Consider the following 15,667-nt stretch of genomic DNA (forward strand, 5'->3'; position numbering starts at 1 on the left):
TGCCAAGGCTCCCTGGTTGGTTGCGGGGGCCAGATTTGAACTGGCGACCTTCGGGTTATGAGCCCGACGAGCTACCGGACTGCTCCACCCCGCGGCGAACGACAGTATAGGGGTAGGCTCCAGGCGGCGTCAAGGGCCCCGATGAAGCGCGCCGCGTGACAGCGACCTGGCTTCGAGATCTTCCAAAGGTACAGCTCCACTGCCACCTTGAGGGCACGGTTCGCCCCGCGACCCTTCGGGAGCTTGGACGGCTCGTAGGTCTCGACGTCCCGCCCGACTTGTACGAGTTTGCGGACTTCCCGGAGTTCTTGCTCGCTTTCCAAGCCGTTTGCAAGGCCCTCAATGGCCCCGAGCCGTTCGCGCGGATCGCGCGCGAGTACGTAGAGGATGCAGTCGCGCAGGGTGTGCGCTATGCCGAGATTTTCATCTCGCCGTCGGTGTGGTCGTTCTTTCATCCATCGATCGATGAAGAAGCATGCGTACGCGCAATTCGCGAAGCGCTTTCGCACGACGCGATCGACGTCGCGCTGATCTGCGACGTCACGCGTAATTTCGGTCCCGAAGCTGCGGTGAAAACCGTCGAGCGCGTGTCGCGATGGAAAGGGCACGGCGTCATCGGTATAGGTCTCGGCGGCGATGAATCGCGATTCCCAGCGCAACTTTTTCCGCAAGCGTTCGAACGCGCGCGCAGCGCGGGATTACACACGGTCGCGCACGCCGGCGAAGTCGCTGGTGCGCAGTCGGTGCGCGATGCCGTCGAGATTCTCGGCGCCGAGCGGATCGGTCACGGCATTCGCGCGCTCGAAGACGATGCGGTCGTAGCGATGCTGGTCGAGCGGCGCATTCCGTTGGAAGTCTGTCCGACCTCGAATCGCCGCACTGGTGCGTGCCCGGAAGACCAGATTCATCCGCTAGCGCAGCTCGATGAGGCGGGCGTCATCGTCACGATCGACTCGGACGATCCGGCCATGTTCCGCTGTACGCTCCTCGACGAGTATGCTCTGGTCGAAGAGACGATGGGCACCGACGCGGTCGTGCGCATCGCGCGCAATGGCATCGAGGCGTCGTTCGCGTCGCCTAAGCGGAAAGCCGAGCTGCTCCACGCCTTGGAAAGCGCCACAGTCCCCGCGCGGCGAAGCTAACCGCATGCCTGGTCAGCATACGCATTTCGACGAGTCGAACGAGGAGTATCTCGAGGCGATCTATCGGCTCGAGCGCGAGGGGCCCGGCGTCTCCAATTCCGCGCTGGCTTCTGAACTTGGCGTCGCGCCCGCGTCTGTCTCCGGGATGCTGAAAAAGTTGGCGGTCGAGGGATTCATCGAGCATCAAGCTCGCGGCGGCATCGCGTTGACGCGCAAGGGTCTTGAAACTGCCGTGCGCGTCGTGCGCCGCAATCGCTTGGCTGAAGTTTTCCTGACGCAAATTCTCGGGCTGCCGTGGGATGAAGTTTATGAAGAAGCCTGCCGGCTCGAGCACGCGATCTCCGCGCGCGTCGAAGAACGGCTCGTCTCGATCCTCGGCGATCCGAAATTTTGTCCGCACGGCCATCCGATTCCATCCGCAGATCTCTCCGAGCCCGATGTCATCGGTCAGCCGATCGCGCAGCTCGAGGTCGGCGGAAAGGCAAAACTGCACAGCGTCACCGAGCAGATGACCGAATTGCTGAAGTATCTCTCCGATATCGGCTTGCAGCGCGGCACCGCGATCGAAGTCGTCGAGAAGGCGCCGCTCGGTGGTCCGATCACGATCGCGTACGACGGACGCCGTCAAGCGATCTCACTCGATCTCGCAAAGCAACTGACGGTTACCGAACTCTAAATCGTGCTGACGCGGATCCTCATTGTCACGAACATCCTCGTGTTCGTGTGGACGTACACGCACAACGCCACGGCAAGCTCGAGCAGCCTTGTGCATTACGGTGCCTTTTATGGTCCCGCCGTTCAGAACGGCGAATGGTGGCGTGCGTTTACGGCGGCGTTCGTGCATGACGGCTTTCTGCACATCGCCTTCAACATGTTCGCGCTCTGGCAAATTGGAACGGTCGTCGAGCAACTCTTCGGGACGCCCAAAATGGCGCTGCTATATGTCTTGTCGATCATCGGCTCGGGCTGGGCGATCTATGAGTTCAATTACAGTGAGATCACGATCGGCGCGAGTGGTGCAATCTTTGGGCTCTTCGGAGCACTTGTCGCTGCCGGATTGCGGCTGGGCAAGCCCGGACGCCAGTTGGTCCAGAACATGATCGGGCTCGTGCTCATCAACGTTCTGCTTGGGTTCATGATCCCGAACATCTCGCAAGCCGGGCATCTCGGCGGTCTCGTCGCAGGGTTCTTGCTTGGCATGCTGCTTTATCGCGTCCCCGAACATCTTCGTCGCCCGATGACCGTTCACGTTCAATCGCAAGGCGCTCCCATCGAAGCAGAGCTGCTCCCGCCGCCGCAACAACCACCGCATCAATGACGATCGACGAGCTATTCGCGCAAGGCGGAGCGCTCGCGCAGACGCTGCCTGCGTTCGAAGCGCGTCCGGGACAGCTGCAGATGGCGCAGCTGATCGAGCGCGGCTTTCTCGAGAACGCACACACGATCGTCGAAGCCGGCACCGGCGTCGGCAAGTCGATGGCGTACTTGATCCCCGCGATTCGAAGTAAGCGCAAAGTCGTTATTTCCACCGGAACGATCGCGTTGCAAGAACAGCTTATGCGCAAAGACATTCCGATGGCGATCGCCGCGACCGGGATTCCCGCACGCGCCGAGTTGCTCAAGGGGCGCAACCACTATCTTTGCCGCTCGAAATACGAGCACGCCGTCGGCGAACGGCTCGTGGCGCCGACTGCGGGCCTCGAGCGGCTGTGGCGATGGGCCGAGCAAACGCCAAGCGGCGACCGCGCCGAGCTTGAATTCGTGCCTCGCGCCGATGAGTGGGAGTCGCTCGACGCCGATGCGGATGATTGCGTCGGCGAATTTTGCGAACGCTTCAGCACGTGTTGGTTTTTCATGCGGCGCGATGCCACGCGTTACGCCGATCTGGTCGTCGTCAATCACGCGCTGTTCTTCATGGATCTGGCGATGGGCGGCGGACTCTTGCCGCCCTACGACTATGTGATCCTCGACGAGGCTCATCAGTGCGAGCGCTACGCCACCGCAGCATTGACCGCGACGCTCTCGCAGCCGCTCTTGGCGCGAATGATGCGCAAATTGCACGGCGCCTATCATCTGCCCGGGCATCACGACGCCGAGATCACCGAAGGGATTCGCCGCCTAACAAGCATTCTTGCGCGGCTGCCCGACGAGCGCGTGCTCTTGCGGGAAGACGAGGAGCTCGACGGGAGTCTGAGCGAGTTGCACGATTCGCTCTTACGGCTCGAAGATTGGGTGCACGTAAATTGGGAATCCGGCTTGCGGCGAACGAGCGCAAACGAAGCCGAGCGCGAACGCCGTCGCGAGCTTGCGCTCCGTACGATCACGGCGCAGCAAACGACCGTGCAGCGCATTCGGCGCAGCTTACAAGCTACCGACATCGAGCCGGACACGATCGCGTGGGTCGAACGCGTCGAGTCCGAAGCGCGCTACGAGATCAACGCCGCGCCCTTCGAGGTTGCCGACTTCTTGCGCGGCACGCTATTTACGCGCACGCAAAGCGTCGTTTTGACCAGCGCGACGTTGGCGGAGGGTACGTCGTTTGCGTTTCTCCGCTCGCAGCTAGGCGTCGATGAAGCGCAGGAGCTGGTCGCGCCGTCGCCGTTCGATTATCCGAAGCAGGCGCGGCTCTATGTTGCGCCGCCGCGCTTCAACCCGAAGAGCCGCGACTTTGCGGAGCTGGTGACGCCGGTCATCGAGGAGTGCCTGGAGCGGACGCGCGGACGCGCGTTCGTGCTCTTCACTTCCTACGCGCGATTGCACGAAATCTATGCGCTGTTGCGCGAACGGCTGCCGTACCCGGTGCGCCTCCAGGGCGAATTACCCCGCTCGCAACTCCTCGAGTGGTTTCGCAGCACGAAGAATGCGGTGCTGTTCGCGACCGCGACATTCTGGGAAGGGATCGACGTCGTCGGTGAAGCGCTCTCGTGTGTGATCGTCGACCGGCTTCCGTTTCCGTCGCCGAGCGATCCCCTCGTTGCTGCGCGCATCGCAGCGCTCGAACGGCGCGGCCTCAGCGGCTTTGAGGGATACATGATTCCCGTTGCAACGATGCGCCTGAAACAAGGTTTCGGGCGGCTCATCCGTTCGCAAACGGACACAGGGCTCTTGGCGCTGCTCGATGGAAGAGCGCTCGGGATGCGTTACGGCGCCACGATTCTTTCAGCCTTGCCGCCTGCCACACGCATCGATGATCTTGACGCGTTGGAGGGTTTGTTCACGCGATGAATCTGCGAGTCTGCGCGTTGTTCTGCACGTTTGTTCTCGTTCTGCAACCGGTGGCTGCAAATGCGTGGGGCGAAGTCGGTCATATGATGATAAGCCGCGCAGGAGCACAGTCGCTTCCGAACAGCGTGCCCGCATTTTTGCGCACGCCGGGCGCCGTCACCGAGATCGCGTTGCTCGGGCCCGAACCGGATAATCTCAAAGACGCAGGGACGAGCGAAGATCGCGACGCCGATACGGGCCACTATCTCGACGTCGGCGACGACGGCACGATCGCGGGCGTTCCGCTGAACGCCCTTCCCCCAACGCGCGAAGCATACGACACCGCGCTGCGCGCAGCCGGCACCGACGAGTATAAGATGGGTTATCTGCCGTACTCGATTATCGACGGTTTCGAGGTCGTTCGCAAAGATTTTGCGTACTGGCGTGCCGACGACTACATGGCGCATAATGCGACCGACTCCGGCGCGCGCTCGTATTTCGCCGGGCTGCGCAATTTGCGCGAGACGCTGACGCTTCGCGACATCGGATGGTGGAGTCACTTCGTCGGCGATGGGAGCCAACCGCTGCACGTGACGCTGCACTTCAATGGTTGGGAGAAGTATCCGAATTCGCAGGGACTGCACGCGCGCTTCGAGTCCGATTATGTCGGAAAGTATCTCGATGAAAACACGGTCATCGCACATATGCCGGGCTGGACGGCCTGCAATTGCACGATCGAAGCCGAAACGGCGCGCTACTTGGCCGCAACGAACGCGCAAGTCGTTCCGACGTACGGACTCTTCGCTCAGGGCAAGTTTGCTGCGCGCACGGACGCCGGCGTGAACTTCACCGCGGATCGTCTCGCGGCCGGTGCAAGCGAGCTACGTAACCTCATCGTCGAGGCGTGGCGGCAAAGCGAGGACGGCAGCGTCGGCTATCCGCTGATCAAAATTCGCGATATTGAATCGGGTAAGGTTATGCCGACGCGGCGCGCGCTGGGAGGCGAATAGCCGGGCGTACCAGCTCGGCTAGATCATCCGAGTCCGCGAGAAACGCGTCGTGCCCGTGATCGGAATGAAGCTCGAAATAATCGCAGCTGAATCCGCGTTCGCGCCAACGGTTCGCCGCGGCGCGCACGTATTGCGGCAGAAACAGAATGTCCGATGAGATCCCGACGAATGTAAGTTTCGGACGCGTGTCGAGATTCGTGCGATCGCGCGTCTCGAACAGATCCATCGCGCGGGAGAGCGCGATATACGTGTTCGCATCGAAGCGCGCGGTGAGGCGATTGCCCTGTTCGTCGAGATAGCCCTCGATGTCGAAGCGCTCGGCCAGCGAACGATACGGATTCTCGCCATTGCGATTCGGCTTGCGTTCGTTGCGCTGCGTGAAGAGCTCGTCGCTCTTGTAGGTGATCATGGCGATCTTGCGTGCGAGGCGAAGCCCCGAAAGCGGCGGTTCGCCGTCATAGAAATCGCCGCCGCGAAAATTCGGATCGAGTCGAATCGCTTCGAGGGCGACGCGGTTGTAGGCGATCCCGAGCGCCGAGAAATGATCGAACGCGCCGACGCAGACGGCATGTCTAACCATGTCGGGGTGATCGAACGCCCACTGCAGCGTTTGCATTCCGCCGAGTGAGCCACCCATGACGACGGCCAGGCGTTCGATGCCGAGCGCGTGCAGCGCACGGTACTCCGCTTCAACCATGTCTTTGACGGTGACGAGCGGCCAACGCGAACCAAACGGTTTTCCGTCCGGCGCGAGCGACGACGGCCCGGTCGAGCCGTAACAACCGCCGAGCACATTCACTCCGATCACACACGTGTCGGCGGGATCGAAGAGCTTACCGGGTCCGACGATTCCGTCCCACCAGTCGCGCACGCGTGCGCTGCCCGTCAGCGCGTGCGGAATCAGAACCGCATTGCTGCCGTCTTTGCGAAGCTCACCCTCGATGGCGACGAATTGCTCGACGCGCTCGAGTCGTCCGCCGCACGCAAGGTCGAGCGGACCGATGTCGATAGAACGCTCGATCACTGAGACGCGACTGTATCATGCCGTGCGAAGAAGGGTCAACGAAAATGGGGAGCACCTGGCGGCATCGCCAAGGCAACCGAGCAATCGGGATCAATTTCGACGATAGACTATACTTTTAGGTGTAGTAGAGTATACTTAAATGTATATATGACTGCACCTGGACGTATACTAGGCGATCCAGTCCCCGCGCCGCCTCTGTTCGGAAGTGCAATGCGGACAGGCATGCTTTTGCTCATCGCCGTCCTCCAGGAGACCTATCCAGCCGAGCTCGGACGATATCTCGGGGCCCAGGTGTCATCCGTCCAGCGCACTCTCGATAGTCTTGAAAACGAAGGCATCGTTGCTACGCGCAAGTTGGTAGTGCGCAGAGTTACGCTCAATCCGCTATACCCGGCGGCAAGCGAGCTGAAAGCCTTACTCCTACGAATTGCCGAGGGCTATCCGGAATACGCCGAGATCAAAGAGTCGATTCGAAAACGGCCTCGGCGCCGGAACAAGCCGTTGTGATTGACGAGAACTCGACGCTCGAAGACGTCTGCTACGCCGTCGCGCGAGCTTTGAGCGAGATAGACAGCGACGTTGTCCTAACGGGCGGGAGTGCGGCCGAGATATACGCTCCGGGATTTTACACCTCTCTCGATGCGGATTTCGTCTTCAGAAAGACGCCACGAAAAAATGCCTTAGAGGATGCTCTAGCCCGAATCGGATTTACGAAAGCCGCTTCGACCGGAATGTTCGTCCACGCCAAAACGAGTTACACGCTTGATTTTCCCAGGGGCCCACTTGCCGTAGGTGGTGACTACGTTACCGTCACGCAGAAATTGAAGCGTGGCGATATCACACTTCAGATATTGACGTCAACTGATTGCGTACGCGACAGGCTCGCGCATTTCTATTTTTGGGACGACTATACGGCCTTGGCAGCCGCGGTTGCCGTTACCCAGTTGCAAGGCAACGGCATCGATCAAGAGACCATACGGGAATGGACCGAGCGCGAAAGCCGCAAGAATAATGCCGACTACACGCACAAGCTCACCGAATATCGGAAGCGATGCGGAGCTTAGTCTTCTTTGCTCGCTTCCATCACGGCGCGTTTTCGAAGTTCGTCGACGACGCTCGAATCGGCAAGCGTGGTCGTGTCGCCGAGGATTCTCCCTTCGGCGATGTCACGAAGCAGCCGGCGCATGATCTTGCCACTGCGCGTCTTGGGAAGCTCCGGCGTAAACGTCAGATACTTCGGGCGTGTGAACTTCCCGAGTTTCGTTGCAACGTGATCGCGGAGCTCGTTTGCGAGCTCGTTCGAGCCCTTGGCATGACTGCGCAGTGAAACGAATGCGACGATCGCCTGTCCTGTGATCTCGTCGAGTTTTCCGCAGACGGCGGCTTCCGCGACGGCGGGATGATCGACGAGCGCGCTCTCGACTTCCGTCGTCGAGATGCGGTGACCGCTGACGTTCATCACGTCGTCGATGCGGCCCATAAACCAGAAGTCGCCGTCTTGATCGCGATTGACGCCGTCGCCGGCCAGATACAAGTGAGGAAATTTCGACCAATACGTTTCTTTGTAGCGTTCGGGGTCGCCCCAAATGCCGCGCAACATCGACGGCCACGGGCGCTTGAGCACGCAGTAGCCGCCGCCTCCGAGCGGAACGCTTTGGCCCGCATCGTTGACGACGTCGGCAAGAACGCCCGGGAACGGTTTCGTGGCTGAACCCGGCTTGAGCGTCGTGATGCCGGGCAACGGCGTGATCATGATCGCGCCCGTTTCCGTTTGCCACCACGTATCGACGACGGGGCATCGGCTGCCGCCGATGTGTTCGTAGTACCAAATCCATGCTTCGGGATTGATCGGTTCGCCGACCGATCCCAACAAACGCAGCGACTTCATGTCATGTTTTGCGGGAAGATCATCGCCCCACTTCATGAATGTGCGAATCGCCGTCGGAGCAGTGTAGAGGATCGAGATTTTGTAGCGCTCGATGATCTCCCATAACCGGTCACGCTCCGGATAGTCAGGCGTGCCTTCGTAAATCACGCTCGTCGCCGCGTTGCAAAGCGGACCGTAAACAATGTACGAGTGTCCGGTCACCCAGCCGATGTCGGCTGCGCACCAATAGACGTCTTCCTCTTTGTAATCGAAGACGAGCTTGTGGGTCGTCATCACGCCGGTCAGATAGCCGCCGGTCGTGTGCATGATGCCTTTGGGCTTGGCCGTCGTGCCGCTCGTGTAGAGCAGATAGAGCAGATCCTCGGCATTCATCCGCTCGGGCTCGCACGTCACCGGCTGATCCCGGGTGAGATCGTCCCACCAGTGATCCCGTCCGCTCTTCATGTCGATCGCTTCACCGGTGCGCTTGGCGACGATCATATGTTTGAGCGACGGCATGCCTTTCTCGACAGCCGCGTCGCAATTTGCTTTGAGTGCGACTTTGCTGCCGCGCCGCCACGCACCGTCGGCCGTGATGATCGCAACGCACGCGGAATCGTTGACACGATCGACGATCGAATCCGGCGAGAACCCGCCGAAGATCACCGAGTGCGCCGCGCCAATTCGCGCGCACGCAAGCATCGCCACCGGAAGCTGCGGAATCATGCCCATGTAGATCGCGACGCGATCGCCCTTCTTGATTCCGAGTTTGCGCAGAGCATTTGCAAACTTGCAGACGTCGTCGAGAAGCTGCTGGTACGTTATCGTCCAGCGATCGCCGGGTTCGCCTTCATAATAGTAGGCGATGCGGGTACCCTTACCGGCTTTGACGTGACGGTCCAAACAATTAACCGACGCGTTGAGCTCGCCGTCCGCGAACCACGTGGCAAAAGGCTCGTTCCATTCGAGCGTCTGCGTGAAGGGCTTCATCCAGTCCAGCTTGCGCGCCCAGCTAGACCACCAGGCTACGGGGTCTTTTTCGGCCTCTTCGTAGATCCCAGGTTGCGCATTTGCAGCCTTCGCGAAAGCGGGCGGCGGCGGAAAGCGCCGGCTCTCGACCAGAAGAGTGTCGATTGCGTCTTTCGTCTGCATGCGCATGGGTTTCGGTCTGGTCCCAGCGAATACTGCCTTATGGTCGTCGTACGAATCGATCCGCGCTTGACATTGTCCGACGGCTTTTACGGCGGGCTGATAGGCGGAGCAGTGCTCTCCGTATTCTTTGCGGTAATCGACTTCTTTTTGCACGAGCCGCTCGATTCGATCTACCTATTCATGGCTTCGTCGGTGCTCGGCAAGGCGGCTTTGAATGGCGGTTGGATGCCGCTCGTATTAGGCCTCGCGCTTATGTTTTTGATGGCCTCGCTTGGCGGAATTTTCTTCGCCGCGTTCGCGCGCAAGTTTACGTTCCTCGCGAAGTCGCCGATCTCGTCGCTAGCCGGCTTGGTGTACGGCTTCATCGTGTGGTTCGTTTTCGTCGACATCATCATCCCGCTCACGGGGATGCAGCAAACCGTCGATCATCCGCTCTGGATATCTGCGATCGGAATCGGCATCTTTTACGGCTCGGCGTTGTGTGAATTCTTAGCCAGCGTTTCGCGAAATCGAACGGCGCGGGCCGAACGCGCAAACGAGTCGTCGCCGGGAGGCGCCCCCGCTTAGCGGCTCATCCTTGACCCCCGGAGCGGCGGATGATACCCTGAAGTTGGCAGTCGTGGCGATTGACTGCTAAGTATGAGTAAGGAAGCGTGACGACGACGGCACTCGACAAGCGTAAGGCGTTCATCCTCCAGACGGTGGTCTACGAATATATCAACACCGCCGAGCCCGTCGGCTCCATGACGCTTACTCAGAAGTATAACCTTGGCGTTTCATCCGCGACGATTCGCAACGAGATGGCAGAGCTCGAGGCGAGCGGCTATCTCGTGCAGCCGCATACGTCGAGCGGGCGCGTCCCCTCGGACGCCGGCTACCGGACATACGTTGACGAGCTGATGTCGCCCGAAACCTTGCGGCCCGAAGAGACGCAGCGCATTCGCGAAGAGTTTCGCGCCGCCAGCCGTCATCTCGACGACGTCATCGAGCAGACCACGCGACTGCTGGGACAGCTCTCACGCAGCCTTGCGTTCGTGATTGCTCCCGCGCGCTCGACGCAGACGTTCCGTCATATTCAGCTGATCTGGTTCTCGGAACGAACCGGACTCGCGGTCGTCGTGACCTCGCTTGGAACGCCGACGCAGATGTTGTTCGAGCTGAAATCCGATGTGAGCGCCGACAACCTCACGCGCCTATCGAATTTGCTGAATGCGCGCTTGGGTGGCCGCCTGCTGGCCGAGATCGCGAGCACCGAAATCTCGTCTGCGGTCAAGGAACTCGGGCTTGGCGCCGACATGGCCGATGCGGTTCAGCATGCATTTACGGAAGCGGCCGATCCATCCGATCCGCTCATCGCCGCGAGCGGCGCTCAGAATCTGCTCGATCAACCCGAGTTTCACGATTTGCGCAAGCTGCGTTCGATTCTGCGTATCGTCGAAGAGCAAAAGCGTTTGTACGAGCTCGTCGCCGAAGGCGTCACGCAGGAAGGGACGCACGTGCGAATCGGTCACGAGTTGGGTACTGATGAAATCTCGGAGTGCAGTTTGGTAACGGTCCCGTATCGCATCGGAGAACATGCCGTAGGACTTCTGGCAATCCTCGGACCACGCCGGATGCCGTACGGACGCTTGATGGCGCTCGCCGGAAGCACCGCCGACTCGCTCGGTGCCCACTTACTCGACGTCGAGCTGCCATAAAACAACATGCCGGCTGACTACTATGACGTCTTGGGCGTCAAGCGCGGCGCATCCGAGACGGACATAAAGCGTGCCTATCGTTCGCTGGCGCGCAAGTATCATCCCGACGTCGCCGTCGACAAGGCCGCGGCGGAAACGCATTTCAAGGAAATCAACGAGGCGTATTCGATACTGAGCGATCCGCAGAAGCGGCAAATGTACGATCAGTACGGTCACGCGGGCATCAACGGAGCGGCACAGCCCGGCAGCCCCTTCTCCGGATTCGGCGGCGAAGGCTTCGGCGACATCTTCGACATGTTCTTCGGTGCCGCGCGCGCCCAAACGCAAACACAACGCCGTCAAGGTCCCGTTCGCGGTCAAGATCTGCGATACGATCTGCAGATTACGCTCGAAGAAGCGTTCGAAGGTTCGCAGCGCGAGATTTCATTCAAGCACATGGCGCAGTGCGTCACGTGCAAAGGTACCGGCGCTGCACCCGGGACGCCGATTCTAACGTGCGAGCGTTGTGGTGGAACCGGCGCACAGCGCACGGTGCGTCAAACGCCGCTCGGGCAGTTCGTTACGCAGAGCACCTGCGCGATGTGCAGCGGCTCGGGACAAACGATTCCAAGCCCATGCGCAACGTGCTTGGGACGCGGGCAAACCGAGGCAGACAAGACGCTCAACGTCAAGATTCCGGCTGGCGTCGATGATGGTAGCCGCATCCGTATCTCCGGTAACGGCGAATCGGGATTGCGCGGCGGTCCGACCGGTGATCTCTACGTCTTCCTTTCAATTACGCGTCACTCGACGTTCCGGCGCGATGGTGCCGACTTGTACCTCGATGTGCCGATCAGCTTTCCGCAAGCTGCACTCGGCGCTGCCATCACGATTCATACGCTCGAAGGCCCGCTCGAGCTGCAGGTTGCTGCCGGAACGCAAACCGGCTCGCTCTATCGTATGCGTGCGCACGGCATGCCGTCGGTGCGCGGTACGTCGCGCGGCGACCTCATCGTCACCGTTCACGTGATCGTCCCCACCAAGCTCTCCAAGCAAGAGCGCGATATTCTCGAAGAATACGCGGCTGCAGGCGGCGATCGGATCGAAGACGCCAAGACGTTCTTCGATCGCGTCAAAGACGCGTTTCGGGCCGACTGAGCGAACCGCGGTTTTTCATCGAAGGCCGTCACGCGGCCGGTGATTCGCTAACGCTTTCGAAAGAAGACGCGCACAAGATCGTCGACGTCTTGCGCCGGCGAAGCGGTGATGCGATCGCGGTCGTCGATTCAGCGGCACAAGAGTTTCGCGCGACGCTGACGGTTGGACCAAGCAGCGTCGAAGCACGTCTGGATGAGCTCGTGCACGCACGCAATCGCGAGAGTGCACGCGCGATCACGCTTGCCCAGATGATTCCGAAGGGGCAAAAGCTGGATTACGTCGTCGAGAAAGCGACGGAACTTGGCATCCATGCTTTGGTCCCGGTGCAATCGTCACGATCCGTGGGCGAGGCATCGGCGAATAAGTTGACGCGTTGGCGAAATCTCGCGCGCAGCGCGGCTCAGCAATCGGGGCGAACGCGCATCCCGGACGTCGAAGGCCCGATTGATTTCCCCGCGCTCGTTGCCCGTATTCGGGATTTTGATGCCGCGATCTTAGCGTGGGAGCTTGCAGAGCAGCCGCTGCGCGCCGCACTTGCGGCGATTGGGAACGCTCGCTCGATCTTGGTGATCGTCGGGCCCGAGGGTGGTTTCTCGCATGCGGAGGCCGACGCCGCGGTCGCGGCCGGCGCCCACGCGGTCTCGCTTGGTTCGCGAATCCTTCGCACCGAGACGGCGCCGCTTGTGATATTGACGGCCATCCTCTACGAAGGCGGAGAACTATAGAGAAATGAAGCAACGCGCGTGGCAATAGCAGTACGAGAGCGAACCGGCGGCGCCATTCTGATCGACGCGCTGCGAGCGAACGGCGCCGAGCAGATCTATTGTGTCCCGGGCGAAAGCTATTTGGATGCGCTCGATGCGTTTTACGATGCGCGTGAAACGCTGCGCTTGATTGTGTGCCGCCAAGAAGGCGGTGCCTCGTACATGGCCGAGACGTACGGCAAGCTGACCGGCAAACCCGGAATCTGCTTCGTGACACGCGGTCCGGGCGCTACCAACGGCTCGATTGGAATTCACACTGCGCGCCAAGACTCGACGCCGATGATCATGTTCATGGGTCAAGTCGATTCATCCATGCGCGATCGCGAAGCGTTTCAAGAGATCTCCGTTCCCGCGATGTTCGGATCGCTCGCAAAGTGGGCGGCGCAGATTGACGACGCGGCGCGGATCCCCGAATATGTTGCACGCGCATTCCACACCGCTACCTCCGGGCGCCCGGGGCCGGTCGTGCTCGGTCTTCCCGAAGACGTGCTGGCTGCGCGGACGAACGCCGGCGACGTCGCTGCTGTAGCATCCACGCGCCCCACGCCCTCGGCTGATTCGATCGTCGCGATGCGCGAGATGATCGCGCAAGCAGAGCGTCCGATTGCGATTCTCGGCGGAAGCGGATGGACGGAAGCGGCGCGCGCGGACGTAACGAAGTTCCTCGAAGCCTGGGCTATACCGTCGACCTGTGGTTTTCGCCGGCAAGATCGCATCGACAACCGTTCGTCCGTTTATGCGGGATACGCCGGGATCGGAATCATGCCGCAGCTCGCTGCGCGCATCCGCGAAGCGGACCTCATCATCGGGATCGGTTCGCGACTTTCGGAAGCAGTCACGCAAGGTTACACGCTGCTCGAAGCGCCGCGGCCAAAGCAGCGCCTGATTCACGTTCATCCCGATCCGGATGAGCTCGGGCGCGTGTACCAAGCCGATCTTGTCGTCAACGCCGGTATGCCCGAGCTAGGCCTTGCGCTTCGCAGCATCGCGCCGCCGTCGGTACCGTGGCGCAAATGGACGGGACAGCTGCGAGGCGAGTACGAACATTCGCGGAACATTGCGAATCGCGAAGCGGTCGCGCGCGATGGTTATGTCGACATGGCGACGGTCGTCGCATACCTCGATGCGAATCTTCCCGATGATGCCATTATTACGACTGGAGCCGGCAACTTCGCGGGCTGGGTTCATCGCTTCTATCGTTATCGTGGATTCGGTACGCAACTCGGCGCGGTGAACGGCTCGATGGGTTACGGATTGCCCTCCGCGATTGCGGCAAAGATTACGCACCCCGACCGCATTTGCGTCGCGTTCTGCGGTGACGGCGATTTCCTAATGACGGGCCAAGAGCTCGCGACCGCGATCAAAGAGCGTGCGTCCGTGATCGCAATCGTCGCAAACAACGCGATGTACGGAACGATTCGCATGCATCAAGAGCGCGAGCATCCCGAGCGCGTCATCGGCACTGATCTCGAGAACCCCGATTTCGCCAAATTCGCCGAAGCATTCGGTGCTTACGGGGAGCGCGTTTCGCGTCCGGATGATTTTCCGGCGGCGTTCGAGCGTGCGGTACGCTCGGGCAAACCGGCCGTCCTTGAAATCATGGCCGATCCCGACTTGATCAGTTCACGCGCGACGGTGTCGTCGATGCGCGAGCATGCGAAGCGGCGGAATGGCACGTAGACTCGAGGGCTTGGACGTCGGAACGCCGGTGTTCTGCGGCGAGACGCGTGTCGGCACCGTCGACGGCATCTATGCAGAGGGCAGTGCCGAAGTCGCGGAATACATGGTCGTGCGTTGGGAGTCGCGCGACAATACTCCCGTGTTGATCGCGACCAAAGATGTCGAAACGCTCGAAGATCGCGGGGTCACCCTGATGGGAGACGATCCTGCGCAGTACGTCACGGCGCCGAAGTACGAAGACAAACTGTATCCGTCGCTGCGGCGCATCCATTAGAGGCCGCATTGCGCTTTTCCATCGTCATCCCGACGTATAACGAAGCCGGGGGCATCGAGCGATTGATCGAAGCGGTCGATGCCGTCTTCAAGCAGAATGCGCTTGACGGCGAGATCATCGTAGTCGACGACAATTCGCCGGACGGCACCGGTGCAATCGTCGATCGCCTTGCGGACCGCTATCCCGTACGCTGTCTGCACCGTCCGGGCAAGCTCGGTCTGTCATCGGGCGTGATCGACGGCTGGAAATTTGCGCGTCCGGAATCCGAAGCGGTCGGCGCAATGGATGCGGACTTCAGCCACGATCCTCGAGTGATCACGCAAATGGTGCGCGCGCTCGAAAACGGCTACGATCTCGCCATCGGAAGCCGCTACGTTCCCGGAGGGGGAATCGAGAATTGGCCTTGGCGACGCAAAGTGACGTCGCTCGTTGCGATCGCGCTGGCAAAACCGCTCACGCGAATACGCGATATCACGAGCGGTTTCTTTATGGTCCGCCGTTCGGCGCTTGAAGGCGTTGAGCTCGATCCGATCGGCTTCAAGATCGGCCTCGAAGTGATTGCGAAGGCCCGTTACCGTAAGGCAATCGAAGTACCGTACGTGTTCACCGATCGGGTTGCCGGAAGCTCTAAGCTGAACCAAGGTGAGATATTCAACTATTTGCGGCAGCTTAACCGCATCTATCGAAGCAGAATCACCGGAGGCTTGCGCCGCTAG

General features: G+C 60.6%; 16 protein-coding genes and 1 tRNA gene. 14 read left to right on the forward strand and 3 right to left on the reverse strand.

Translation table 11 applies throughout. The annotated features are described in order from the left end of the window. Nucleotides 1–17: 17 nt before the first annotated feature. A tRNA-Met gene (locus tag VGG22_14305) sits at nucleotides 18–94 on the reverse strand. Between the two features lie 61 nt (nucleotides 95–155). On the opposite strand from VGG22_14305, the gene add reads away from it, so the two are divergent. Genes add through VGG22_14330 form a run of 5 tightly spaced genes read left to right on the forward strand, consistent with a single transcriptional unit; the run spans nucleotide 156 to nucleotide 5,356 of the window. Further along, nucleotides 156–1,142, forward strand: coding sequence for an adenosine deaminase (gene add / locus VGG22_14310; protein HEY1729548.1), 987 nt, complete (start codon nucleotides 156–158; stop codon nucleotides 1,140–1,142). Nucleotides 1,143–1,146: 4 nt separating this feature from the next. Continuing rightward, nucleotides 1,147–1,818, forward strand: a complete 672-nt coding sequence (locus tag VGG22_14315) for a metal-dependent transcriptional regulator (GenBank protein HEY1729549.1) — start codon at nucleotides 1,147–1,149, stop codon at nucleotides 1,816–1,818. A gap of 3 nt (nucleotides 1,819–1,821) precedes the next feature. Further along, a complete protein-coding gene (locus tag VGG22_14320; protein HEY1729550.1) occupies nucleotides 1,822–2,460 on the forward strand; it encodes a rhomboid family intramembrane serine protease in 639 nt (212 codons plus the stop codon). Next, a complete protein-coding gene (locus VGG22_14325; GenBank protein ID HEY1729551.1) occupies nucleotides 2,457–4,367 on the forward strand; it encodes an ATP-dependent DNA helicase in 1,911 nt (636 codons plus the stop codon). The genes VGG22_14320 and VGG22_14325 overlap by 4 nt, the downstream gene beginning before the upstream one ends. Beyond that, entirely contained in the window at nucleotides 4,364–5,356 is a 993-nt protein-coding gene (locus VGG22_14330; GenBank protein HEY1729552.1) for a hypothetical protein, read from the forward strand. Before VGG22_14325 ends, VGG22_14330 begins: the two co-directional genes overlap by 4 nt. Here VGG22_14330 and VGG22_14335 read toward each other — a convergent pair. Next, a complete protein-coding gene (locus tag VGG22_14335) occupies nucleotides 5,322–6,380 on the reverse strand; it encodes a homoserine O-acetyltransferase (GenBank protein ID HEY1729553.1) in 1,059 nt (352 codons plus the stop codon). The genes VGG22_14330 and VGG22_14335 overlap by 35 nt on opposite strands. Before the next feature lie 222 nt (nucleotides 6,381–6,602). On the opposite strand from VGG22_14335, the gene VGG22_14340 reads away from it, so the two are divergent. Together VGG22_14340 and VGG22_14345 are read left to right on the forward strand one after the other, a co-directional pair. Beyond that, the gene (locus tag VGG22_14340) at nucleotides 6,603–6,887 is read left to right on the forward strand and encodes a hypothetical protein (protein ID HEY1729554.1); all 285 of its coding nucleotides are present in this window, start codon (nucleotides 6,603–6,605) and stop codon (nucleotides 6,885–6,887) included. Next, the gene (locus tag VGG22_14345; protein HEY1729555.1) at nucleotides 6,884–7,444 is read left to right on the forward strand and encodes a hypothetical protein; all 561 of its coding nucleotides are present in this window, start codon (nucleotides 6,884–6,886) and stop codon (nucleotides 7,442–7,444) included. The genes VGG22_14340 and VGG22_14345 overlap by 4 nt, the downstream gene beginning before the upstream one ends. On the opposite strand, the gene acs is transcribed toward VGG22_14345, so the two are convergent. Next, the gene (acs, locus tag VGG22_14350) at nucleotides 7,441–9,399 is read right to left on the reverse strand and encodes an acetate--CoA ligase (protein HEY1729556.1); all 1,959 of its coding nucleotides are present in this window, start codon (nucleotides 9,397–9,399) and stop codon (nucleotides 7,441–7,443) included. The two genes, VGG22_14345 and acs, sit on opposite strands and share 4 nt — an antisense overlap. Nucleotides 9,400–9,438: 39 nt before the next feature. Between acs and VGG22_14355 the strand changes: the two genes are divergently transcribed. From VGG22_14355 to VGG22_14385, 7 genes are all read left to right on the forward strand, one after another. Then, on the forward strand, nucleotides 9,439–9,966 hold the full coding sequence (locus VGG22_14355) for a hypothetical protein (GenBank protein HEY1729557.1): 528 nt from the start codon (nucleotides 9,439–9,441) through the stop codon (nucleotides 9,964–9,966). A gap of 86 nt (nucleotides 9,967–10,052) precedes the next feature. Then, complete coding sequence (gene hrcA / locus VGG22_14360) at nucleotides 10,053–11,096, forward strand: heat-inducible transcriptional repressor HrcA (protein ID HEY1729558.1); 1,044 nt, start codon at nucleotides 10,053–10,055, stop codon at nucleotides 11,094–11,096. A 6-nt stretch (nucleotides 11,097–11,102) separates the two neighbouring features. Further along, the gene (gene dnaJ, locus VGG22_14365) at nucleotides 11,103–12,233 is read left to right on the forward strand and encodes a molecular chaperone DnaJ (protein ID HEY1729559.1); all 1,131 of its coding nucleotides are present in this window, start codon (nucleotides 11,103–11,105) and stop codon (nucleotides 12,231–12,233) included. A gap of 17 nt (nucleotides 12,234–12,250) precedes the next feature. Next, the gene (locus VGG22_14370) at nucleotides 12,251–12,958 is read left to right on the forward strand and encodes a 16S rRNA (uracil(1498)-N(3))-methyltransferase (protein HEY1729560.1); all 708 of its coding nucleotides are present in this window, start codon (nucleotides 12,251–12,253) and stop codon (nucleotides 12,956–12,958) included. Nucleotides 12,959–12,976: 18 nt separating this feature from the next. Continuing rightward, nucleotides 12,977–14,677: a thiamine pyrophosphate-binding protein gene (locus tag VGG22_14375; protein ID HEY1729561.1), complete on the forward strand. Its 1,701-nt coding sequence runs from the start codon at nucleotides 12,977–12,979 to the stop codon at nucleotides 14,675–14,677. After that, a complete protein-coding gene (locus VGG22_14380; protein HEY1729562.1) occupies nucleotides 14,667–14,951 on the forward strand; it encodes a hypothetical protein in 285 nt (94 codons plus the stop codon). Before VGG22_14375 ends, VGG22_14380 begins: the two co-directional genes overlap by 11 nt. An 8-nt stretch (nucleotides 14,952–14,959) precedes the next feature. Beyond that, nucleotides 14,960–15,667 carry a polyprenol monophosphomannose synthase gene (locus tag VGG22_14385; GenBank protein HEY1729563.1) on the forward strand — a complete coding sequence of 236 codons (708 nt, stop codon included), beginning with the start codon at nucleotides 14,960–14,962 and terminating at the stop codon, nucleotides 15,665–15,667.

Source organism: Candidatus Baltobacteraceae bacterium, assembly GCA_036489885.1.
Lineage (GTDB): Bacteria > Vulcanimicrobiota > Vulcanimicrobiia > Vulcanimicrobiales > Vulcanimicrobiaceae > JAFAMS01.

What these genes read in the sequence shown, in the direction of transcription:
- VGG22_14315 (HEY1729549.1), top strand. Translation starts at nt 1,147, where the DNA reads ATGCCTGGTCAGCATACGCATTTCGACGAGTCGAACGAGGAGTATCTC.
- VGG22_14325 (HEY1729551.1), top strand. Translation starts at nt 2,457, where the DNA reads ATGACGATCGACGAGCTATTCGCGCAAGGCGGAGCGCTCGCGCAGACG.
- VGG22_14330 (HEY1729552.1), top strand. Translation starts at nt 4,364, where the DNA reads ATGAATCTGCGAGTCTGCGCGTTGTTCTGCACGTTTGTTCTCGTTCTG.
- VGG22_14340 (HEY1729554.1), top strand. Translation starts at nt 6,603, where the DNA reads ATGCTTTTGCTCATCGCCGTCCTCCAGGAGACCTATCCAGCCGAGCTC.
- acs (HEY1729556.1), bottom strand. Translation starts at nt 9,399, where the DNA reads ATGCAGACGAAAGACGCAATCGACACTCTTCTGGTCGAGAGCCGGCGC.
- VGG22_14355 (HEY1729557.1), top strand. Translation starts at nt 9,439, where the DNA reads ATGGTCGTCGTACGAATCGATCCGCGCTTGACATTGTCCGACGGCTTT.
- dnaJ (HEY1729559.1), top strand. Translation starts at nt 11,103, where the DNA reads ATGCCGGCTGACTACTATGACGTCTTGGGCGTCAAGCGCGGCGCATCC.
- VGG22_14380 (HEY1729562.1), top strand. Translation starts at nt 14,667, where the DNA reads ATGGCACGTAGACTCGAGGGCTTGGACGTCGGAACGCCGGTGTTCTGC.